The sequence below is a fragment of the Robinsoniella sp. KNHs210 genome, from assembly GCF_000686105.1.
GTDB classification, from domain to species: Bacteria; Bacillota; Clostridia; order Lachnospirales; family Lachnospiraceae; genus Robinsoniella; species Robinsoniella peoriensis.
This window is the reverse complement of the sequence record NZ_JMLZ01000002.1, coordinates 353,257-376,901: the sequence shown is the minus strand read 5'-3', so window position 1 is coordinate 376,901 and position 23,645 is coordinate 353,257. Positions and strand designations below refer to the sequence as shown.

At 42.3% G+C, this 23,645-nt stretch carries 17 protein-coding genes; 3 read left to right on the top strand and 14 right to left on the bottom strand.

The genetic code is table 11. The features are described 5' to 3' along the window. Nucleotides 1-27 precede the first annotated feature (27 nt). The 9 genes from CD03_RS0108485 to CD03_RS0108435 all read right to left on the bottom strand — a co-directional run bounded on the left by CD03_RS0108485 (nucleotide 28) and on the right by CD03_RS0108435 (nucleotide 13,415). Nucleotides 28-1,011 carry an AIR synthase family protein gene (locus CD03_RS0108485; RefSeq protein ID WP_027293276.1) on the bottom strand — a complete coding sequence of 328 codons (984 nt, stop codon included), beginning with the start codon at nucleotides 1,009-1,011 and terminating at the stop codon, nucleotides 28-30. A gap of 358 nt (nucleotides 1,012-1,369) precedes the next feature. Then, entirely contained in the window at nucleotides 1,370-3,046 is a 1,677-nt protein-coding gene (locus CD03_RS32925) for a VanW family protein (protein ID WP_052377735.1), read from the bottom strand. Nucleotides 3,047-3,175: 129 nt separating this feature from the next. After that, nucleotides 3,176-3,934 (bottom strand): 3'-5' exonuclease, encoded by a 759-nt coding sequence (locus tag CD03_RS0108470; protein ID WP_242849067.1) that lies wholly within the window; start codon nucleotides 3,932-3,934, stop codon nucleotides 3,176-3,178. A 109-nt stretch (nucleotides 3,935-4,043) separates the two neighbouring features. Further along, nucleotides 4,044-4,697, bottom strand: coding sequence for an endonuclease III (gene nth, locus CD03_RS0108465; protein WP_027293274.1), 654 nt, complete (start codon nucleotides 4,695-4,697; stop codon nucleotides 4,044-4,046). A 114-nt stretch (nucleotides 4,698-4,811) separates the two neighbouring features. Further along, nucleotides 4,812-6,533 (bottom strand): B12-binding domain-containing radical SAM protein, encoded by a 1,722-nt coding sequence (locus tag CD03_RS0108460; protein WP_027293273.1) that lies wholly within the window; start codon nucleotides 6,531-6,533, stop codon nucleotides 4,812-4,814. An 837-nt stretch (nucleotides 6,534-7,370) separates the two neighbouring features. Next, nucleotides 7,371-9,104 (bottom strand): oleate hydratase, encoded by a 1,734-nt coding sequence (locus tag CD03_RS0108450; RefSeq protein ID WP_027293272.1) that lies wholly within the window; start codon nucleotides 9,102-9,104, stop codon nucleotides 7,371-7,373. A gap of 172 nt (nucleotides 9,105-9,276) precedes the next feature. After that, nucleotides 9,277-9,831: a TetR/AcrR family transcriptional regulator C-terminal domain-containing protein gene (locus CD03_RS0108445; RefSeq protein WP_027293271.1), complete on the bottom strand. Its 555-nt coding sequence runs from the start codon at nucleotides 9,829-9,831 to the stop codon at nucleotides 9,277-9,279. 96 nt (nucleotides 9,832-9,927) lie between these two features. Then, nucleotides 9,928-11,688: an ABC transporter ATP-binding protein gene (locus tag CD03_RS0108440; RefSeq protein WP_027293270.1), complete on the bottom strand. Its 1,761-nt coding sequence runs from the start codon at nucleotides 11,686-11,688 to the stop codon at nucleotides 9,928-9,930. After that, on the bottom strand, nucleotides 11,688-13,415 hold the full coding sequence (locus CD03_RS0108435) for an ABC transporter ATP-binding protein (RefSeq protein ID WP_027293269.1): 1,728 nt from the start codon (nucleotides 13,413-13,415) through the stop codon (nucleotides 11,688-11,690). Before CD03_RS0108435 ends, CD03_RS0108440 begins: the two co-directional genes overlap by 1 nt. Before the next feature lie 257 nt (nucleotides 13,416-13,672). On the opposite strand from CD03_RS0108435, the gene CD03_RS0108430 reads away from it, so the two are divergent. After that, the gene (locus CD03_RS0108430) at nucleotides 13,673-14,674 is read left to right on the top strand and encodes an AraC family transcriptional regulator (protein ID WP_027293268.1); all 1,002 of its coding nucleotides are present in this window, start codon (nucleotides 13,673-13,675) and stop codon (nucleotides 14,672-14,674) included. 84 nt (nucleotides 14,675-14,758) lie between these two features. Here CD03_RS0108430 and tig read toward each other — a convergent pair whose 3' ends face one another. Then, nucleotides 14,759-16,117 (bottom strand): trigger factor, encoded by a 1,359-nt coding sequence (gene tig, locus CD03_RS0108425; protein WP_161597277.1) that lies wholly within the window; start codon nucleotides 16,115-16,117, stop codon nucleotides 14,759-14,761. Between the two features lie 71 nt (nucleotides 16,118-16,188). Next, on the bottom strand, nucleotides 16,189-17,646 hold the full coding sequence (locus CD03_RS0108420; protein ID WP_027293266.1) for a hypothetical protein: 1,458 nt from the start codon (nucleotides 17,644-17,646) through the stop codon (nucleotides 16,189-16,191). Between the two features lie 221 nt (nucleotides 17,647-17,867). Between CD03_RS0108420 and CD03_RS0108415 the strand changes: the two genes are divergently transcribed. Next, nucleotides 17,868-18,350, top strand: coding sequence for a hypothetical protein (locus tag CD03_RS0108415; RefSeq protein WP_027293265.1), 483 nt, complete (start codon nucleotides 17,868-17,870; stop codon nucleotides 18,348-18,350). A 112-nt stretch (nucleotides 18,351-18,462) separates the two neighbouring features. On the opposite strand, the gene CD03_RS0108410 is transcribed toward CD03_RS0108415, so the two are convergent. The 3 genes from CD03_RS0108410 to CD03_RS0108400 all read right to left on the bottom strand — a co-directional run bounded on the left by CD03_RS0108410 (nucleotide 18,463) and on the right by CD03_RS0108400 (nucleotide 20,509). Further along, complete coding sequence (locus CD03_RS0108410; RefSeq protein WP_027293264.1) at nucleotides 18,463-18,915, bottom strand: DUF1934 domain-containing protein; 453 nt, start codon at nucleotides 18,913-18,915, stop codon at nucleotides 18,463-18,465. A gap of 10 nt (nucleotides 18,916-18,925) precedes the next feature. Continuing rightward, complete coding sequence (murI, locus tag CD03_RS0108405; protein WP_027293263.1) at nucleotides 18,926-19,750, bottom strand: glutamate racemase; 825 nt, start codon at nucleotides 19,748-19,750, stop codon at nucleotides 18,926-18,928. A gap of 108 nt (nucleotides 19,751-19,858) precedes the next feature. Next, on the bottom strand, nucleotides 19,859-20,509 hold the full coding sequence (locus tag CD03_RS0108400) for a YigZ family protein (RefSeq protein WP_027293262.1): 651 nt from the start codon (nucleotides 20,507-20,509) through the stop codon (nucleotides 19,859-19,861). Between the two features lie 288 nt (nucleotides 20,510-20,797). On the opposite strand from CD03_RS0108400, the gene CD03_RS32920 reads away from it, so the two are divergent. Beyond that, a complete protein-coding gene (locus tag CD03_RS32920; RefSeq protein ID WP_063837239.1) occupies nucleotides 20,798-23,638 on the top strand; it encodes a transglycosylase domain-containing protein in 2,841 nt (946 codons plus the stop codon). The last annotated feature ends 7 nt before the right edge of the window (nucleotides 23,639-23,645 follow it).

The following is a 23,645-nucleotide window of genomic DNA, read 5'->3' as shown; positions in this document are numbered from 1 at the left end:
AGCTCCTATCTGCCTGCTGCCAGGCTGCTACAACAATTTATATATTTCATCCGGCTGGGGACGTTCCAGAAATCTGCTGTCCTCTCCGTTAAACAATACCCGGTCATTGCCATCGGTTGTTCTTCCGATCAGTGATGCCGGTATCCTGCATTTTCCCAATTCGGCAATCAGTCCTAGTCCATCGTCTGCTGCAATCAGAAGGGCTCCGCTGGACATCAGAACATAAGGATTCAACCCAAAGTACTCACATATTTCTATACTTTCCTGCTTCACCGGTATTTTCTTTAGATCCGCTTCCAGTCCTACACCTGCACTTTCAGCCAGCTCCCAGAGTGCACCAAAGATTCCGCCCTCTGTCACATCATGCATGGCAGATACCCCGAAGCGGCTTGCGGCGGCTGCCTCCGGCACAACGGAAATATACCGGTCAAATTTCTTTGCGGTTTCAATCATAGCCATTGGGAATCTATTTTTCAGTTCCGCTTCTTTTTCTTTTGCAAGAATAGCGGTTCCCTCAAGGGCAATCCACTTGGTAAGTACCAGATCCTGCCCCGGTTTCACACCGCCTGTTGCCAGGACTTTACTTTCCAATGCTTTCCCGATACCCGACACTGTAATGACCGGCTGATTAACCGCCGTGGTCGTTTCCGTATGCCCTCCTGCAATCTGTATATTCAGTGAGGCGCAGGTATCTTCCAGTTCCTGCATCATGGCACGCAGTTCGGGCTCTTCCATGGAAACAGGAAGCAGAATGCTGAGCAGCACTGCTACCGGCTGGGCTCCCGATGTTGCGATATCATTGGCAGTTACATGTATTGCCAGGGCTGCGGCATTCTTTGCCGCCGCTGTAACCGGATCAATCGAGCATACAAACACTTCCCCTTCGGCAAGCTTTAACACCGCACAGTCCTCTCCGACCCCTGCCCCCTGAAGCACTTCACTTCGTTTTGTTTTTATCTGTCTGAACACAGACCTTTTTAGGGTCTGTTCTGAAATTTTACCAATTTTCATAAATTTCTCCTTCTGGTGCACCAGAGCGTATTCAAACAATCATTCCTGTCCTCTGCATAGAATGACCACCTGAAAATATTTTTCGTTTACAAAAAGCCTGTTGGATACATTTTAATACAACTTAAGTGCAATTGCAACTGTTAGCCGCCATATAGTCCCACAGTCATCACCGGTATATCATTTCTGGTCATAGCGTAATCATTCCGGCATAAACCGGCAAAATCGGCAGCCACAAATATGTAGCTGCCGATTATTTCTTCATATGATTTCTTTTCTTCTGCTTTTATCTTATTACGCCTGCTGTCAAGCTGCTTTTATCTTCCCGTAATTGATCTTCCCATCATTGATCTTCTCGTCTTTACTGTGCTGCTCCATTCGCGGTATTTGGATCTGTTGGTGCCTCAATCGGCGGCTGTCCATTTGCATCCGGCTGGGGCGCCTCCGTTACAGGCGGCTGATTCGGATCCGGAGGTGTCTGCGGGTCGGAAGGCGTCTGGTTTGGCTCTGTCTGAGGTGCATCCGTTGTGGGCGTTGTGGGTGTCTGATTCGGATCCGTAGATGGTGTCTGGGGCTCACTGGCCGGCTGTGTCTGAGGCGTGGACGCCGCGCCGCTGATCGCTGCCTGAACCGCATTTAAATCATTTGCGGCAATCGCATTGCTGATCGCTGCTGCCTGATTCGGGTCCGCCGTAGCTGTACCAACTTCATAACCTAACGGGGCTGCCTGATAGTAACTGGAGTTTACCTGTGTCTTGGTAGTTTCTCCGTTTTCCGTAACATACTTCCAAAGTTTTGCTTCCTTACCGGTAAGTGCACTCTGGGTCTGCTGCAGGTATCCGACATTCTGATTTGGATTGGCATACAGTGCAACTCCTTCTGCACTAAAAGTTTTCACTGTCTCACTTACATATTCCAGCACACGGTCAGCAGGTCTTGTCTCATGACCGTAAATCGTAAAAGTAAGTTCGCCGCCATATGCCGATCCTGCCAGATAGATCGGTGCATCCGTATTGTTTACAAATACAAGATCCATCAATCCTTCTGCAATAGCTGCATCCATGGACGGTTCTACATAAGTAACAATCATTGTGTGATTCGATCTTTCCGTTACATCCAACTCCGCCAGCAGCAATGCATTGTATAACGTAGTGGAAACCTGACAGATACCTCCGCCATAGCTGTCTACTACTCTGCCGCTCTCATAAGAAGGTGCCATCTCATATCCATTTTCAGCATTAAACGGTACCACTGCATCTGTAACAGAGAAGCTTTCTCCCGGATAAAGCAAATGTCCGTTCAGCAGTTCCGCTCCTCTTTCTACATTCTGGTTTCTTCCTGTGGTAGAACCATAGTATGTAGTATAAGTTCCCAGAACATCTTCTACCTTTGACAATTCTTCATCTGAAAATTTAGGCTTATCCTGATTCACGGAAAGTGTAACCGTTCCCGATTCTCCCTTAAAATCACTGTTCATATAATTGGTAATTGCATATACCGAATCTTCAACGTTGATTTTCTGTCCGATGACACCGGGTACAACCTCAAACTCGCCATTTTCTCTGGTAAGGCTGCCCTCCTGCGCTTCTTTTTCAAATACTTTGCATTTTGTCTCTACATAATTGCGGGCAGTAGAAGCATCCGCAGTATATTCCAGTTCAAATTTTGCAGGCTCATGCTGCAAATCTTTATTTTCTTTATAACGCTTAATCAGATTGCCGGCTTTTCCCAGTTCTAATGCCTGTTCCACCACATCTGTATTCGCCCATTTAGCTCCCAGCTCCCCTGCTGTTGCCGTTGCCGTATCTGTGCCTACCTGAAGCGTAATAGAAGCCGATTCCATTTTTGCAACTTCTCCTTTTACTGCTTCTTCTGCCTGATCCTTTGTCATTCCGGATACGTCAACATCACCAATATACACGCCTTTGTTAATCGTTCCGTCGGACTGTTCCGCATTGGCGGACAGGATACTTCCCCCGGCTGCCAATACCGCTGTCAGAACTACAGCCGGCAAAACCACCTTATTCCACTTATTCATCTTCATTTCCCCTTCTTAAATAAATAATTCCAAAACCATAGGTACCACCATAGCCAACACAATGACTACAATAATAGCTGCTGCAATAATACGCTTTGTCTTATTATTGTGAAAATTCATCATAGGAAATCACCTCTTAATCCTTCCATATTCTAGTATTATTTTATCTATCAATCTAGAGGCGTCATTTCTGGTCATGCTCTCGATTGTGACGTCCAGTTCTATTTTATGATATTTTACCAAATCTATCAAGTAAACTTTTTGAGAATTTGTAATCGGATTCTGTTTTTTTACCTGAAATATCAGTTCCTGAGGCACAAATGCCCTGGGAATCGCCCTGGCATACTCACCTGCCAGCAGCTTATACAGCTCACTTGATGAAATCGCATCATCCAAAGCACGGTGATGCCGCTCCTGCCCAATCCCAAAGTGGCAGCACAGAGAAGTGAGGCTTTTGCTCGGTACATCGTCCAGACACTGCCTAGCAATCTTCAGGGTATCAATTCCTTTTTTCTCAAATGACAATTTATAATTAACCGCCTGACGTTTGATGAAACTGTAATCAAATATCACATTGTGCCCCAGCAGCGGCAATCCCTCACAAAAGTCCACCAGGGTCCTTACTGCTGTCTCCGTACACTCTGCGCCTTTCATCATAGAATCATCAATTCCCGTTAATGCTGTTATTTTCTCCGGAATACGCATCTGACAATCCACAAACGTTTCATATGTATCCGTAACTTCCCCACCTATTACCTTCACAGCGCCGATTTCCAATATTCTGTCCCGGTTAGGATTTAATCCGGTAGTTTCCAGATCCAGCGCAACATAATTTTCACTCATCTTTAGTCCCATTGCATATTGCAGTCTTGCCTGCAATACTGCCACAATAAAACAGGTTGAAAGATCGTGGCTTCCTTTCTATGATTTCAATTTTCTTTCAACTTATACTCCTGCATACCGGAGCATTTTCACACACACTCCGGTATGCTGTATATTACTTCTTTATTTTTTTCTTTTTGTTCTTTTCTTTGTATTCCAGACAATAATCCGTCAGAAAACACTCTTCACATTTTGGGCCTCTTGCAAAACAGATCTGCCTTCCAAATGTAATAATCTGTATATTATAAAGTATCCAGTGATCCTTGGGGAGGACTTTCATCAGCTCAAATTCTACCTTTTCCGGGTCATCTTCCTTTGTAAGCCCCAGCCTTTTGGATATACGCTTTACATGGGTATCCACTACAATACTAGGCTGGTTAAAGATATTTCCCCTGATTACGTTTGCCGTTTTCCTTCCAACTCCAGCCAGAGCTGTCAGGTCTTCCAGGGAATCCGGCACCTCTCCATTGTATTTTTCCATCAGCGTATTGGTACAGGATATGATATTTTTCGCTTTGTTATGGTAAAAACCGGTTGGCTTAATATCCTGCTCTAATTCTTTTAAGTCCGCATTGGCGAACTTTTCCACGGTATCATATTTTTTAAATAATTCTTTAGTCACTATATTAACTCTGGCATCCGTACACTGGGCACTAAGCATGGTTGCAATCAACAGCTGCCACGGTGTTTCATGGTCCAGATAACATTTATACTCTCTTGTGTATACTTCATCCAGTTTATCCAGGATGGCTTTTGTCCTTTTTGTCATTGTTATACCTCCTGCATATCGCAGGCCTGCCTGCGATACTGCCTTAATAAGTAGTTTGAAAGCGCTTTTCTTTCAAACTTACTCCTATCTGATACAGCATTTCATCTTATTGGTTCAAAAATCAATTACAGAAACAGATGCGTCATCACTCAATGGATTTCTACTGCGGTAATCAAATACCACCCCAAAGCACCCCTCCTGCAGCTGATCCAGCACCTGATAATGAAACACTTCAAAATGTGTCATCTTCGATAACTGCTTATAATTATATCCATCATATCCCTTTAAATAAGAGGGATTCTCTGCTTCTTTTTTATAAAATTCGTAAATACGCTCTTTATAGTCTCCCGGATCATCTGCCCAGGAAGGTCTGCTCTTACTGTTTTCCCGCAGATACAGATCAAGCAAAAGCAATTCATCATATAGCCCGGCATTTTTTTCATCCTGTTCTCTGGCAAAATTTCTTAGATGCTCAATTCTAGCAATGCGGGAATGTTTCTGTCCTCCCAGTCCATTTCGGTCATAAAATAATGCCAGCTGCTCAAACATTTCATAGGCAGAGCCAAACGCCCTTTCCATAAATTGAACCGTGTTCGCAAACTGAAGGCTGTTATAATAGACCTCTACCATCTCTTCCACTGCCTTCAGCTTTAGTACTTCTTCGTAAGAAAGCCATCTTGTACTCAGCACTTCATACTGAGGGCGTGTCTTATAAGAGATACCATACTGTTCGGCATTCAGATGCATTTTCGATCCCTTTAACACCTTCAAAAATCCAAGCTGGAACTGATCCGGTTTCAGTGCGTAGACATCATTAAAAGACCGAACAAAGCTATCATAATTTTCATAGGGCAGCCCGGCTATCAGATCCAGATGCTGATGTATATTTTTCCCCCTGCGGATTCTCCCCACGATTTGCTTTAAAGCTTCAAAATCCATGACACGGTCGATTTCCTGTATCGTTTCCATATTCGTAGACTGTACGCCGATTTCCAGCTGTACCAGGCCAGGGCGCAGAGTTCCAAGCAGCTGCAGCTCTTCTTCATTTAATAAATCCGCTGCGATTTCAAAATGAAAATTTGTAATTCCATTGTCGTGCTCCCGGATATAATTCCATATACCCTGGGCATGTCTGTGGTTGCAGTTAAAAGTACGATCCACAAATTTAACCTGGGGTACCTTATGATCCAGAAAAAACTGCAGTTCCTTCTCTACCAGGGAAAGGCTTCGAAACCGCAGCTTCTTATCTATGGAAGAAAGACAGTAGCTGCAGGAAAAAGGGCAGCCTCTGCTGCTTTCATAGTAAACGATCTTATTGGCAAAATCCTTCATGTCACCGTACATAAACGGCAAAGTATCCATATCCAGAATCGGGTTGGACGGATTTTGAATAATCTTATTCTGCTTATTACGGTATGCAATCCCCTTAATCTGCTCAAGCTCACCGCCCCGCACATAATACGCTGTCAAGTCGTAAAAGGTCTGCTCCCCTTCCCCAATCATAACACCGCTCACCTGGGGATATGCTTCCAGAAACGTTACCGCATCAAAAGAAACTTCCGGCCCCCCTGCCCAAATCCTGGTATCCGGCAGAATTTTTGCCAGGTCTTCCATTAAAATCTTCACATATTCCAGATTCCAGATATAGCAGGAAAAAGCGATAACATCCGGTTTTTTCTTATAAATATCCTGAAGAATATCGTCCGTATAATGATTTATTGTATATTCTGCAATTTCAATATGCTCCTCAAACTCCCTGGCAAAAGCCCGCAGACTGTAAACAGCCAGATTAGAGTGAATGTATTTCGCATTGATTGCAGCTAAAAGTAACTTCATAGTTATACCTCCTGCATATCGCAGGCCTGCCTGTGATACTGTCTTAATAAGTAGTTTGAAAGCGCTTTTCTTTCACACTTTATCTCCTGAGATTTATTCATACCTTTTTAGTATAACATACTCATATGGATTTTCAACTGGAAGAAACGACAAAAAATGAGTATTTATGCGGCTGCAAATTTACTTTTTGAGAGGGGAGATGCGAAAAGGGGACTCTTTGTGGAAAGCCCTTGTATTGTGACAAGCGGTGTGCTTTTGAACATCAATAAGAAATAGGGCGCTGCACCATATACGATTATATTTGGGTTTAGTTAAGAAAGGGACGCTTTGTAGTTTGGGATGGTGTAGAAAAAGATGGAAGTTTGCTCCTTTTTCTGATTACAGAATGAAAAACAAATTCCGTTCTCAAGATCAGTTGCTTTACGCCAATCACGTTCAGCATGCACAACCCTAGGGTCCCCCCATGCCGAGAAAACCGAGGCCACTGAAAAAGTTTAAACCAAAGTAATATTGCACAAAAGGTTAAAATTTTAAAGTTCCCTGCTCTCCAAGGAACGTGATAGATTCGTTTGTTAAGGTCCTATAAAAACATAAAACTGGTATTTTCTAACCTTCCCGAAGCGCTTTTTGGCGGCACGCGGGTATTCACCGAGAAATCCTGATTGCATTTCTCGGTTCAGTGCCCGCGTGCCGCCAAAAAGCGCTCTGGGAAGGTTAGAAAATGCCAGTTCTGCGGTAAGCCTTCCAAACGCCTGTCATGATCCGCCCCCTTCTCTTTCCGCGCACTACATCTATCTACAAAGCGTCCCGTACTCAACAAAACCCAAAAGCAAAAGTTTATCTATAAGCCGTCTTCAATGCCACAGCCAACACCTTAGGGTTCTTCTTATACTGTGTAACCGGACAGATTTTCTTATTGATCCGCAGCAGTTTATAGATTGCAGTTCTTGCAGCCCTCACCGAATATTCCTCTGTAAATACCATATCTTCCGGAATTTCAACGAACTGACTGATCATAGCAAAATTAGTGGAATTGCCAGGCACTACTTTTGGTCTGTCTGTCATTTTTCTTGGTTCGAACTGTGAATCAATATATGGCATCATACATGGGATTACATTTATAACGTCTTCCATAATCTCATCAATCTTATCTTCAAAATGCAGATGATGAAGCAGCTCGGTCAATAACTCTTCGCCTGTACAATCTCTCATTGCCTTTGGTACATAATCCCCAACTTTATCCGTATACAGTCCGTATCCCCAGAAAATAGTCTGGTCGGCCGGCTGGTTTTTGAAATGAGGTTGTGCTGCTACGACAATACTCATTAACCAGTTGGAATCCTTAAAGGTCATCAGCGCACCGCTTCCGGGTATATTGGTTGAGAATTTTTCAATCATCTTTAACAGCTTATTGCCTTTGCAGGTAACCGTAAAGCTTTCCCAGTTAGTCTCTTCCGGTTTTGTGAAGAATGGTGCCGGATTTCCAAGACCATCCTTTTTTGCAGCCACTTTCTTCCACAGTTCACCGGAAATCGGATTCTCCGGTTTATATTCTGCCGGAGTATTGAAATCACCAAGTGTTGCACAATCCGTCATACAACCGTTTGTCATAATACACAGATCGCCTTCTTTTAAGGTTACGATACTTTCCTCTCCGTCTTTCAAAATGTGCATTGCCGTAGCCGTGATAGAATACCCTTCTGCAAAATCAATATCCGTTACGGTTGCATTGGTTACAAAATCCACACCATGTGCTTCCAGATAGGAGCGAATCGGCAGGATAACAGAATCATACTGGTTAAACTGAGTCCTGGTCACACCTTCCAATGTCTCAATTCTTGGGAATTCAAAAATCATTCTTTCCATATAGCGTTTGAATTCAAATAAGCTGGACCATTTCTGGAATGCAAATGTCGTCTGCCACATATACCAGAAATTCGTCTCGAAGAAATGCGGCGTGTCTTTGAACCACTCCAGAATGGTCATGCCATCCAGTTCACTTTCCGGAGTGATCATTAATTTTCCAAGAGTCATACGGTCGTCATTGTTAAATCCCATACTCTTAACATCCTGGATTACACCGTCTTTATCGATAAGACGTGCCTTAGCATGGGTCGGATGCGCATGGTCAAAGCTTAAAATCTCTTCGGTTACACTCTTCCCGGGATACTCCAGAGATGGAATACTTTTAAATAATTCCCAGAAATTTTCATAAGTTTCTTCATTTAACATACGTCCGCCACGGCATACAAATCCTCCTGCCGGTGTACCGATTCCGTCGTTACTGCCTCCAAGAATGTGCATTCCTTCGTAGATATGGATGTTCTCACCCTTAAAATGTCCGTCTCTGATTGCATAAGCTGCCCCTGCCATAGAAGCCAGCCCGCCGCCTACAAAGTGAATCTGTTTATCACCATGGTCTATTTCTTCATTAAAATCATATTCATAGTTTTCCTGCTGTTTGTTCTCTTCTTTTTGATCTCTGGATTTCTTATAAGCGGTTGCTGCTACTGCTGCACCTCCTATGATAACGCCTGTTTTCACTAATTTTTTCCATGTTTTCTTAACCATAATCATTACCTCATTTCTTTGTTTTGCCAGTTTGAATTTACTTTGTTTTCTCTTTTTCTTTTATTGTTCCCTTATGGCTAAATTATAAAACAGGCAATTCAAAATGTAACTAGACACTTTGAACTGCCTGTCTAAATCTCCGGTTATGGTCAGTAACGGAATTTAAAACGTTTTAATTACCGCTGTATCTATCATAAGCAGCTTTTTCACTGCTCAGAACAAGCCCCTTCATAAACTTCACAAATACTTCCGGTTCTTCTTTCATGCCACGTTTCATCCAGTCAATCACAGACCCGCAGGCTCCGTGGGCAAAAAATCCCGCATAGAATTTCTTATCCGCTTTGGAAAGTCTTTGTCTCATATCAAGTGCTTCGATTGCTTCCCCGAAAAGTTCTGTTGTTACGTGAAATAGATGTTCCTGAAAGTTATCCTGTGCATAACGGATGGTATTTTGGTAGAAATAACTTTCCGCTCTTATCCTGATCAGCATCTTACACAAATGTCCGTCCCAGTTATCAAAGTCAATTCCTTTTACCAGGTCTGCAAAAATATCCTGATAGTATACCCAGTTCAGAAGTTCGTACTTATCCTGAAAATGATAGTAGAAAGTCTGTCTGTTATAGCCGCTCACTGCGGTAATATCCGATACGGATATCTTATCAAAAGGCTTTTTCCTCGCAAGCTGTTTTAATGCCTGGCCCATATCCGCTTTCGCATTTGATTCCATATAACGCACCTCCCAACTTACCGGAAGCTACATCCGATTCTGTAGCTTCTGCATATTGCTGCCTGCAGCTGCCAGAAAACAATTTCAAGACACGCTCTAAGCATTCTGCTGAAACTGGCTGTTATACAAGTCCGCATAAAATCCATTATTTCCCAGCAGTGACTCATGATTTCCCTGTTCTATAATTGCCCCATCCTTCATTACCAGTATAATATCTGCCTCTCTAATAGTAGATAGACGGTGCGCTACAATAAAGCTGGTTCTTCCCTGCATCATTTTTTCAAATGCTTTCTGTATCTTGATCTCCGTCCTGGTATCAATAGAAGACGTTGCTTCATCCAGTATGAGCATCGGGGGAAGACAGAGCATCACTCTGGCAATGCAGAGCAGCTGTTTCTGTCCCTGGGACAGATTTCCTCCGGCTTCTGATATGACCGTATCATAACCATCCGGCATTCTCTTGATAAAACTATGGGCATGCGCTGATTTTGCCGCTTCCATTATTTCCTCCCTGGATGCGTCCGGTTTCCCATATGCTATATTGTCTGCAATCGTGCCGGATTTTAACCAGGTTTCCTGTAAAACCATTCCATAATTTGTTCTCAGACTGTCTCTCGTCAGCGTTCTGACCGGATGGCCGCTTACCGAGATCTCCCCACTGTCTACATCGTAAAATCTCATTAAAAGATTAATAATCGTTGTCTTGCCGCATCCGGTAGGCCCAACAATTGCTATACGCTGTCCGGATTTGACATCCAGGTTCAATCCTTGTATCAGGGATACTTCCGGGTTATAAGAAAATTGAACATTTTTCAATTTCACATTTCCATTCACCATCTCCGGCTTTAGTTCTAAAGCATCCGAAGTATCGGGAGTCTGAGGCTCTTCATCGATCAGTGCAAAAACCCTGGTAGCTGACGCCAATGCGTTTTGTAATTCCGTTACCACTCCTGAAATTTCATTAAATGGCTTTGTATACTGATTGGCATAGCTTAAGAAACAAGACAGCTGCCCTACGCTGATCACTCCCCGAATAGCAGAAATAGCACCTACAATGCCGACGCCTGCATAAACCAAACCGTTTACAAACCTGGTTGCCGGATTTGTAATGGAAGAAAAGAAGATTGCTCTCAGACTGCATTTCCTGAGATCTTCATTAATAACCCGGAACTTCTCTTCTGCCTCTTCTTCATGGGAAAATGCCTTCACAATCTTTTGGTTTCCAACCATTTCTTCTACCAGCGAAGTCATCTCACCTCGGGTTTCCGACTGCAGTTTAAACATAGAAAATGTCCTTCTGGCGATAAAGCTTGCCACAAATAAAGACAGCGGCGTAATCAGGACGACCACCAGGGTTATTTTAAAGTTAACACTCAGCATAAATAAAAGCGTACCCAGGATCGTTATGACTCCTGTAAATAACTGTGAAAATCCTAATAGTAAGCCATCCGAAAACTGATCCACATCGGTAATGACCTTACTAATCACTTCACCATACTGATTGCTGTCTATATATCGAAGAGGTAAAATTTCCAAATGCTCAAATGCCTCTGTTCGGATATCTTTTACTACATGATAAGTTATTTTATTGTTGCACAGATTCATCAGCCACTGGGCAAGTGCTGTGATTCCCACAACGATCCCAAACCTCACCAGCAAAGGCATTAAAGCAGCAAAATCAACCTGTCCTTTATCAATAATAAGATCGATTCCCTGCCCTGTAATTACCGGTGCATAAAGCGTCAATACCACACTGACCACCGCAAAGATCAAGGACATAATGAGAAGGTGTCCGTAAGGTTTAATTAATCTCAATATTCTTTTTTCTGTTTCTCTGTTATTTCCCTGCTTTTTCATTATCCACGCAGCTCCTTTTCCGAAAGCTGTGACAAACAGATTTCTTTATAAACTTCACACGTTTCAAATAATTCCTGATGCGTGCCGATTCCAGCCAGTCCGCCATCATCCAATACGATAATCTGATCTGCATTCCGTATTGTCGTAGCTCTCTGCGATACGATAAAAACGGTCATTCCCTTTGTTTTTTCAGTAATCGCCCTTCTTAGCTTTGCATCAGTGGCAAAATCCAGCGCCGATGCACTGTCGTCCAAAATCAGCACTTCCGGCTGTCCAACCAGCGCTCTGGCAATGGTAAGCCTCTGGCGCTGTCCTCCGGATAAATTCTTGCCGCCCTGCATAATCTTTGTATCCAAGCCTTCCGGCTTTCCGTCAATAAATTCCCTGGCCTGGGCAATCTCAAGTGCACGATAAATTTCTTCATCAGTTGCTTCTTTTTTGCCCCATTTCATATTTTCACGGATCGACCCTGCAAATAAAACTGCATTTTGCGGAACTACGCCTACTTTTCTGCGAAGCTGCCCAAAAGGATAATCCTTAACATTTATGCCATCCATCCTAACTGCCCCTTCTCTTACATCATAGAAACGGGGAATCAGATTAACCAGTGTACTTTTTCCGGAGCCTGTACCTCCGATAATTCCAATGGTTTGTCCACTTGCTGCTTCAAAAGACAGGTTTGTCAGAGAATCCTTATTTCCTTTATAGGCAAAACACACTTTATCAAAGGAAACTTTGGGAGCGCCTTTTTCTGGCTGAACCGGCTGGTCACCTTCTTGCATATCAGATCTCTGTTCAAATACATCATTGATTCTGATTGCAGATGCAGAAGCTTTCGTAAATGAAATAATGAGACTAGCCAGCGCCACAAGCGCCAGTAGAATCTGTGACATATAATTAATCAGTGCTATGAGTTCTCCCTGGGTAATGATCCCGTTGTAAACAGTTTTTCCGCCAAACCAGAGCACAATAATAATTGCAGCATTTACGATTACATAAGTAATTGGATTTAACAGCGCCGAAATTCTTCCTACCCGCAGCTGAATTCCCATCAACTGCCTGCTTTCCCGGTCAAAGTCTTCCATCTCTTCCTGCTGTCTGGAGAATGCCCGGATAACTCTCGCACCGGTAAGATTTTCACGGGTAATCAGCAGTACTTTATCCAGCTTGTTCTGAACCTTTTTGTAAATGGGAATGCTGATCATCATAATTCCATAGATTACAGCTGACAAAACAGGTACCAGAACAACAAATATCCACGCCAATTTCACATTGATGGTAAATGCCATGATAACAGCCCCCAGAACAATAAACGGGGATCTTAGAAAAAGCCGCAATACCAGGTTTACCCCTGCCTGTGCCTGATTGATGTCACTGGTGATTCTGGTTACCAGTGTAGATGTTCCTATGGTATCCAGTTCGGTATAAGACAAACCATTAATATGGGCAAACAAATCCTTTCGAAGCTCCGTACCAAACCCTGTAGCTGCTTTTGCCGCAAAATACTGGGCTGTCAGGGAACAGGTCAGTCCCAAAATGCCAAAGCCAATCAGAACCGCTCCCATTTTTAATATGTATGGAAGGTCTGCATTCTTAATTCCAATGTCAATAATCCTCGCCATTACCAGCGGTACCAGAAGTTCAAAGCACGCTTCCAGAAGCTTAAATAGTGGCCCTATAATACTTTCCTTTTCATAGCCCTTCAGATATTTTATTAGTTTACGCATTGGTGTACTCCATATCTCCTTCATTTAAAAATTATATTCAATTATACAACGATTTCAGAAATCTGTATAGGTAGTTTTGGGTAACTATAGGGGTAACTTATAAAGTAAGCAAAACACCCATACATTTTACCAAAAATTCATTCCTTTACTGTCCAAACTTCAGTTTTTTGTCATTGACAGTCCGTATACGGACACTTATAATTAAATTAGCAATTATTATTCTTAGAAAACCTACAAAGAGAAATCAGGAGTGAACAATGAATTTATCATCATTAGATGCTAATCTTCGAAATTTAACAAAAAAAGAACAAGAGTACCGTCAGGGAATCCGAAGCCATTTCTGGTCACATTTCCCAACGGAAATCCGGAACGGTAAAACTATATATAAAATATTTATTAACCGAAGCCGCGAAAATGACATCTGTGCTATTCCCAACAGTCTTTTTGTGCGTAAGCATTCCAGGTTTCAGGCCTGTCCCCTGCACATTCATAAATGGGTGGAAATTAATTATATGTATTCCGGATCCTGTGCCCAGATCATAAACGAAGAAACACATATTTTAGAAGAAAATCAGGTGATCTTCATAGACTCAGACACCCCTCATTCCGTGGGGAAGATCGGTGAAAATGATATCATGATCAGCCTCCTTATCGACAAAAATTATCTGAATATGAATTTTTTCAGCAGACTTGCAAAAGGAAGCATTCTTTCTCAATTTTTCATTAATACAATCGTTGAAAATACAAGTGATATACACTATATTATATTTCAATCCCAAAACAGCAGGCGCATTCCTATATTTTTCCGGGAATTTCTTTGTGAATGCTATGACCCGTCACTGAATTCTACCGATATGCTCAAGAGTCTTTTCAATCTCATCCTTTCAGAATTGATCAACGTATATGAAAACGATCTTGGTAAATGTGAACGAAAAGGACTGAAAGGGACAGTGATCCCCATACTTCGATACATAGAAGGAAACTTCAGAACCTGTACCCTGGAATCTACTGCTGCCTTTTTTAATTTAAATGCCAATTATCTGACTACCCTGCTCAAGCAAAATACCGGGTACTCCTACAAAGAACTGGTGCAGATGCAGCGTTTTAAAAGTTCCGAGAAACTACTTGCGAATACGAATACTCCGGTAAGTGTCATCGCTAATCAGGTGGGTTACGAAAATGTCAGCTTTTTTTATAAGAAATTCAAAGAAGGCTATGGCTGTTCCCCAAAAGAATACCGGATGAAACACCGCCGTTAATCAGTACAACAACTTTTTAATGTTCTCCGCAATAAAAATAAGCAGCCCGTTATTCGGGACTGCTTATTTTTATCAGGAATCAGACTACTCTGATTTTTCTGTTGTTTTTTCGGTTGTCTTCTCTGTTGCTTTGTCAGATGTCTTTTCTGTTGTTTTATCTGAACCTGCTTCCGTGGTTTCTTCCGTTGATCCTTCTTTTCCAGTTTCTTTCTCTGTAGTTTTTTCTGTAGCAGCTTCGGTTACCCTTGCTTCTTCATTTGTTACTTTTGCATTTTCTAACAGAAATTCCACTACTTTATCCTGGATCAGGCTTAATTCAATGATATCTTTTCCATACTGTTTCAGGAATTCATCTTCGCTTTCAAAACCATAATCTTTGCTGTATTTTGTAAGTCCATCTTTGTATTCCTGATCAGAGATCGTGATTTTTTCTTTTTCAGCAATTGCTTTTAATAACATTTCCTGAACCAATCCCTGCTTTACTGTTTCTTCTGCCTTTTTCATGAAATCATCTTCGGACATCTGCATATTAGCCTGAAGAAACTCTTCTAAGGACTGATCTGACTGTTTTGCGTAGGATTCATAGTATGTCTTCATACTCTGAACATTCTGGTCTACTAATTCCTTCGGATAATCATTAATCTTGGAATTGCTGTAAACCTTAGAGATCAGGTCATTTATTTCTGCTGTTCTCTGGCTCTGTGCCTTCTGCTGCATCAGGGTTGCTTTCACCTGCTCTTTGTATTCATCTACTGTCTTAGCATCTGAAATCTGCTTTACCAGTTCATCTGTTATTTCAGGTAATCTCTTGATGGAATTAACGGTAACACTAAATACAACGTCTTTACCCTGTAATTCTTCTTTTTGATAGCTATCCGGGAATTTCAGGTTCAGATCTTTGTTTTCTCCTGATTTAACTCCGATTAATCCTTCTTCAAATCCTTCGATAAAAGCATTGGAACCAATGGTTAATTCATATCCTTTATCCGTTGCTCCCTCTACTGCTTCTCCGTCAACTTTACCTTCAAAATCAATATTTACAATATCGCCATCCTGAACTGTTCCGTCTTTTACTTCTTCCATCTTATTCTGCTGTGTAACGGTACTTTTGATCTGCTCATTGATTTCTTCATCGGTTACTTCTTCTGTCTCCAGTGTAACTTCCAGGCCTTTATACTCTCCCAGTGTTACATAATCCAGAGCTTCATATTTCGCACGCTCTGTCTGTTTCTGGGTCTCAGAAGTTGCTTCTGTTGCATTCTCAGAGGTCTTTTCTGTACCTTCTTTCGTCTCAGATGCCTTCTCACTTCCGGCTTCTGATGTAGCGGATGCTGCCTCTGTTGCAGCCTGTGTTGACGTATCTGCTGTCTTCTTATCGCTAGAGCAGCCTGCTGCCAAAACACTCAGGCTTAATAATAATGCAACTACAATTTTTTTCTTCATAAAATAAATATCCTCTCTGATTTTACGCCGCTTTACTTCCGGCTCTTTCATTTCTTTGCTAATATAAACAACTACATTTGCGGGACAGGTGTAGGTCTGGACTTATCAAATACGGAATTCGCATCAAATAAATCACTTACCAGTTCCGGATTATAATACATTCTGTATCCATCCAGGTTTCTTCTGCCCTGACGCATGAAGTTATCACCAAACTGTACCCAGTACTGGGATGAATCTACATTACAATAGATATCAAATCCAACACTCTTCAAATACTCAAATTTGCCGTCTGTATTCTCGGCCGTATATCCCTCTACCGGACCAATATCCTGGCCGAAGGCAAAGATAATAATGTTTGTAGGTCCTAAAATCGGTTTTACAGTGTCCAGCCATTTCTGCGTATCTACTTTAAGCTTGTCCAGACTAATCGTACCTACCGGCTGATGCCCCCAGGTATGACTTGCAAATGTCCAGCCATTGGCTTTCATTGCATCCGCTACTTTCGTTGCATCTGCCACATCCTGATCATAATTGAAATCAGGGTGTTTGTCCAGCCAAACTTTCTGATCTGTATCTAAACTTTCCGGATCTCTGGTCTTGTACACGATATCCGTACGATATCCAAACACACCGTTATATCCGGTCATTGCCAGTGTTCCTTTTGCTCCGCGATAGGAAAAATCCGGATGCTCTTTAACAAATTCATCAATTAACGGTACCATGTCATCGTTACCGATCGTCACCGAACCATCGTCTTCCGTATAAGAAGTTTTCACTTCCCCATTTTCATCCACAACCAGTTTATCAGCCATACCATAGCCTTCCTGGTAATGATAGTAGCTCACATCATCCTGTGAAAGGACAAATGGCTTTTTATCCGGCGGCAGCATAATCTTGCCTTTTACGAGGTTGCCGTTTTCATCAAACGTAGCCATATCGGAAAGCTTTACCATTACATAGCCTTTTTCATACATAGACTGTGTAATTTTGTTAAACTCTTCAATTGTTGTCATAACCTGGTTGATTCCGCCTGAAGTGTGGTCACCAGGTCCGAAAGCCCGCTTCGTATCTTTAACCAGTGAATGGTAAAATACGTGAGTTACCTCTTCCAGGGGATATTCCACACAGGTTGCCTTGGTTGCTTCGTATCCGGATACTTTAGACTGCATGGCTGTATCATTGGCATAACCTGCTGAACTCTTAAGAAGCTCGATCGCTGCATCATAGTCATACATTGCTGCAAGCCTGTCCGCTTTTGCTACCAGGTCTTCCTGCGGTGCTTCGGTTACTTTTTGTGTCTCTGATTCCTGCTTTTCACTTGCTCCAGACTGACTTTCCGTCTGCTTATTACCCGATGATGAAGTTCCGTTCGTATTATTTTTTTTGTCAAGTACACCCTTTATTAAAAAGAAACAAAGCGCCGCAATAACCAAAACTAATACTGCAATAATGATTTTCCCCATCAGCACTTGTTTTTTGCGTTTTGCTTTTCTGGCTTCTGCCCGATTATCTTTTCCGTTTGTCTCCATTCTCATCCTCCCTCAATGTATTGTTAAATCTACCAGTCCTCATATTTTATGCGGACTGCATCTGTTATATTATAGCATATTCCGCACTAAAATCTACCTCAAAATAGTTTTTTAAGAAAAAATAAAGAAATATTGCACTTTTAAGGAAAGAATGGTAGAATGTAACAAGGTGTGAAAAATATTTGATTCTACCGATTCTACTTTATTCAGGAGGGTAACCTATGTCAACTTTTTTAACTGTTCTGCTGATTATTTTAGCAGTTCTGGTCGTATTATTGGGCGTCCTGTACTTCTTTGGACGAAAAGCACAGAAAAAACAAGCCATTCAACAAGAACAGATGGAGGCAGCCAAGCAAACGGTATCCATGCTGATAATCGATAAAAAGCGGCTAAAAATAAAAGAGTCCGGCCTTCCACAGATGGTAATTGACCAGACCCCGCGACTTATGCGTGGTTCAAAGCTTCCGATCGTAAAAGCGAAAGTCGGCCCTAAGATCATGACTCTTGTATGTGATGCTAAAATCTACGATGTAGTTCCGATTAAGAAAGAAGTTAAAGCCGTAGTAAGCGGTATCTACATTACCGAAGTCAAAGGTGTTCGCGGTCCTTTGGAAGTTCCACAGAAAAAGCAAAACTGGTTCCAGAAGGCGAAAAGCAAAATTACAGGAAACAAAACCAAGGACAAAGATAAAAAGAAAAAATAAGCATCTACATATTAAGAACCGGTCAGAATATATTATTTCATTCTGACCGGTTCTTTATTCATATATTACATTCATATATTACATTCATATATTACATTCTTATATTACATTCTTAGTTTCCCATTAACTGAAAGCTCTTGTTGTCCATGGATTTAATATTCATATTAATACAGCAGTCAGCCAGATGTTCGTAATTAACTTCCAGGGCATAGTCCACTTTCACATCAATATTGTCATCCGATGTATCCACATGGATACTGGTAGCTGAAATTCCAATCAGGAGATTTCCAAATGGTGTATCATAATACGTCATATTTTTTTTATTCTGCTCAAACACCATATGTACATTGGTCAGTCCCCGTTTTGTAACTTCCAGACCATCCTCTTTTAATTTAATCAGATTCTGGATCTTTCCATCCATGCCTTCCATAACTTCTTCGTAACTGATATAATGTTTTCCGTCTTTCTGCAGATACTTCGCGGCAGTCACAACCTCCACCGGATCTTCACCGCTGGTTTCCAGTGTCTGCATTCCTTTGATACTTATTAACACTTCTCCCGTCATCGTACTCACCTTAAAATTCTTCTATATTGATTTGTTTTGTGGTTTCAATATCATATGGTAAAATAGAATTGGCAAACTGTTTGAATTTGTCCGCCGCATCACTTACAAAAAACTGGTAAGGTGTCTCATCTTCCCCATAGCTTTCTGTATTGGCGATTCCCTTTTTCTGTAATAATTCTTTTAATCCCCTTGCTGTTTCATAAGCAGGATTTACAAGTGTTACCTTATCTCCCATGATCGCTCCGATTGTAGACCGAATCAGCGGGTAATGGGTACAGCCTAAGATCAGCGTATCAATGTCCTGTTCTTTTAATTCTGACAGATAGCGGTTTGCTATCTCTACGGTTACCGGATCTTTTAACAGCCCCTCTTCTACCAGAGGCACAAACAGCGGGCAGGCTTTTCCGATCACCTGAATATCCGGATTCTGTCCACAGATAAAATCCAGATACATATGACTGTTTACCGTACCTTCGGTTCCGATAACCCCGATTTTTCCATTTCTGGTTGTCTCGCATGCCACCATGGCTCCCGGCTTTACTACTCCGATAATCGGAATATCCAGTTCTTTTTGCACTTCTTCTAAAGCAAATGCACTGGCCGTATTGCAGGCAATCACAATCGCCTTTACTTCCTGTGTCTGCAGAAAACGTATGATCTGCCTGGAATATTTTAAAATGGTATCTTTTGATTTACTGCCATAAGGCACCCGCGCAGTATCGCCGAAATAGACAATCCTCTCCTGAGGGCTGTTGCGCATGACCTCTCTGGCAACGGTCAAACCTCCTACTCCTGAGTCAAATATGCCGATTGGTTTCTGATTTATATTATTCATTATTATATCCTCAATCTGATTTTTAAAGCTTTTCTTCCACTATTCTACTAGCAATCATCAAATAATTCAAGTGCTGAATTACCGGGACCCCTGCAAGCTGCCGTTTTCTCAGGAAAAAATCTCAGGTTTCCCATCAATAAATGCAAAATAAACCTCTTTTTCACTTAAGTATTTCGCTTTGCCGTTTGTTCCCTCGGTAATTTCCCCTTTCAGATCCAGAAGTTCATCACCCGGAACTAATGCTTTGACCATTACAATATCCGTATATTCCGAATCCAGGACAGCGATCTTTCTCTGCCCCAGTAAATACTGTATCCTGCCGATACCATTATAATCTGTTTTTATCTCCAGAATCCACCCATGCTGCTTCGTAATGATAATGCTTTCCCGCAGTCCTTCCTGGACCGCTTTTGAATAAGCCCGTACAAGTCCTCCCGTTCCTAACAGCGTGCCTCCAAAATATCTGGTCACAACTACAACTGCATTGTGGATTTCTTCTCCCAGCAAAACATCCAGCATAGGTTTGCCGGCAGTTCCGCCGGGTTCCCCATCATCGCTGCATCTTTGTATTTCCTGATTTTCCCCTAAAACGAATGCAAAACAATTGTGTGAAGCATTCCAGTATTTCTTTTTCATTGCCGCAATAAATTCCAATGCCTCTTCTTCATTGATGACAGGCTGAACCGTGGCGATAAACCGGGACTTTTTTTCACTGATTTCTCCCTCGCCGCCCAGATAGACTATTTTCAGATTTTTCATAACTGATCATCCTTTTCTTAATGTAACTCCCTCTTTTTTTATTTGTGTCCGTTTTTTCACAAATTTCAGCTAAAAGGGGATGTATACAAATTTCTCTTTGCGTACATTATAAGATAAGAAGCCCATTTTCACAATCTATATATTTTATGAAGTACTTAAAAAAAAATGAACTTGTTACTTCACCCTTTATTTCATCTGCTTTATTTGTTATAATACATAGACCAGTGGAATTTCTGTAAGTCTATGGATCCAATTCCGCTGTTTGCAAGTATTAAGGAGGCCGTGCCTATGAATTATGGAAAAAAAGAAATTTCCAAAAAACAAAAAGAACAGACTTCTGCGAAGGTGGGCAAAAAAATTGGCTTCACTTTTGTTAAAGTATTGCTAATATGTTTCGTTGCCCTGATCGTTGGTGGGACATGCATTGGGTTTGGTCTGATCAATGGACTGATAAAAAATGCGCCTGATATTTCCGGTATGAGCGTAGCACCTACCCAGGCGGCAACTTACATTTATGATACCGATGGAAATCCCATCCAGAAGCTGACTGCATCGGATTCTAACCGAACTCCGGTTACTATTGATAAAATACCCATTGACCTGCAGCACGCCGTAGTTGCAGTAGAAGATGAACGTTTCTATGAACATAACGGTATTGATGTCCGCGGAATCATCCGTGCGTTTGTTGTAGGCGTCAGCAGCGGGAACTTTTCCGAAGGTGCCAGTACCATTACCCAACAGCTTTTAAAGAACAATGTATTTCCCGACTGGGTCAGCGAATCTTCCCTTGCGGAGCGATTCAAGCGTAAATTCCAGGAGCAGTACCTGGCACTGCAGCTGGAAAAAAGCCTTACAAAAGATCAGATTTTGGAAGATTATCTGAATACCATTAACCTGGGAGCAGGTGCGTATGGTGTTCAGGCTGCCGCTCATCGCTACTTCAACAAGGATGTATCGGAGCTTACCCTTTCTGAAAGTACTGTTATCGCAGGTATTACCCAGAATCCTTCCGGTTACAATCCAATCCTTTATCCGGAAGAGAATGCAAAAAGACGTGTTAAAGTATTAAACCATATGCTTGAACAGGGGTACATTGATCAGACACAATATGATGAAGCTCTGAATGATGATGTCTATTCCAGAATCCAGGAAACCGATGTGGAAACCGGCGAGACATCAATCTACAGTTATTATGAAGATGCTTTGATCGACCAGGCTATGGACGACCTGATGGAAATCAAAGGCTACACGCAGAATCAGGCTTATAAAGCTCTGTATTCCGGCGGTTTAAAAGTATTTTCCAACCAGGACAAAAATATTCAGCAGATTTGTGATGAAGAATTTGCGAATCCTGCTAATTTCCCATCCGGAACTTTAATCGGCCTGGACTATGCTTTGACTCTGGAATCCGCTGACGGAGAGGCATCTTTCTATGACAGCGAGAGTATGAGAGTGTATTTTGAAGCACAGGATGCATCCTTTAATATGATGTTTCCTGATTCCGATACCGCGAATTCCTATGCTGCCCAGTATAAGCAGGCTGTTATGAAATCCGGCGATACGGTGCTCTCAGAACGTATCTCACTGATTCCACAGCCCCAGGCATCCGTAGTAATTATTGATCAGAGTACCGGCTATGTAAAAGCCATCGTAGGCGGACGGGGTAACAAGGAAGCCAGCCTGACATTAAACCGTGCTACTTCTACCAGAAGACAGCCGGGATCTACTTTTAAGCCGATTACCGTGTATGGTCCTGCAATTGACCGTGCAGGCATGACACTTTCCACCGTTTATGATAACGCACCTTATAATTATACCAACGGGCCGGAAGTCCGGAACTGGGACAGCGATTATGGATACAGCGGTTTAGAAACGATCCGCTCCGCCATTACCAAGTCCATCAATGTCATAGCCGTAAAATGTCTGACGGATATATCTCCTCAGACCGGTATTGATTATGCCGAGAAATTTGGTATCACAACACTTTATAACCATGATGTGAATAGTAACGGAGATGTCCTGACGGACGCTAACCAGCCATTGGCTTTGGGTGGTGTACGGGACGGTGTTGTGAATCTGGAACTTACGGGTGCATACGCCGCCATTGCTAATAAAGGCCAGTATATCGAGCCGAAATTTTATTCTAAGATTGAGGATCTGAACGGAAATATCGTCATTGATAACACCACGCCTGTCAGCTCCAGTGCAGTTAAGCAATCCACTGCGTTCCTGCTGACAAGTGCCATGGAAGATGTTATTAAAAAACCGGAAGGTACTGCATATGGAACCATTAATCTGGGTGATATGCCGGTAGCCGGCAAATCAGGTACCACGGATGATACAAAGGATATCTGGTTTGAAGGTTATACACCCTATTATACCTGCGGTATCTGGGGCGGCTATGACAATAATGTAGCCCTTCCTGACGGAGATATTTACCACTCCTACAGCAAGGTACTCTGGAACGCTATTATGCAGAGGATTCACCAGGATCTTCCTGTAAAAGAATTTGAACAGCCGGAGGATATTGTAACCGCTTCGGTTTGTAAAAAATCCGGCAAGCTGGCAATACCGGGTGTCTGCAGTGCAGATCCAAGAGGCTCTCAGGTATACACTGAATACTATGTAAGAGGTACACAGCCGGTAGCTGAATGTGATGTACACGTAGCTGTCAAGATCTGTTCTAAGACCGGACTGAAAGCAACCAGCACCTGTGAACCTGTAACCAAGATCTTCGTTCAAAGACCGACGGGAAGCGAAGGAACTACCGACGATTCTGCTTATGCACCGCCAGGCGGCACCTGCAGCGGACACACCATACTGGACAAATTATCTGATCTGCTAAAAGGAGATAAAGATAAAAACAAAAAAGAATCTGAGACTTCACCGGACGGAGAAGAAAACAAACCACAGAATCCGGAAGATGCCAATAAACCATCGTACCCCGGAACCAACACTCCGGATGATACAACCGGTGAGGGCAATGGGGAAGGAACAGGAAACGGTACGGGCAATGGAACTACACCTCCGGGTGATCAAAACCAGGGAAACGGAGGCCAGACCACACCGCCTTCCTATCCGGGGGGGAATACCAATGGCGACGGGGTAATTGATGCTCCACCGCAATAAAACCATT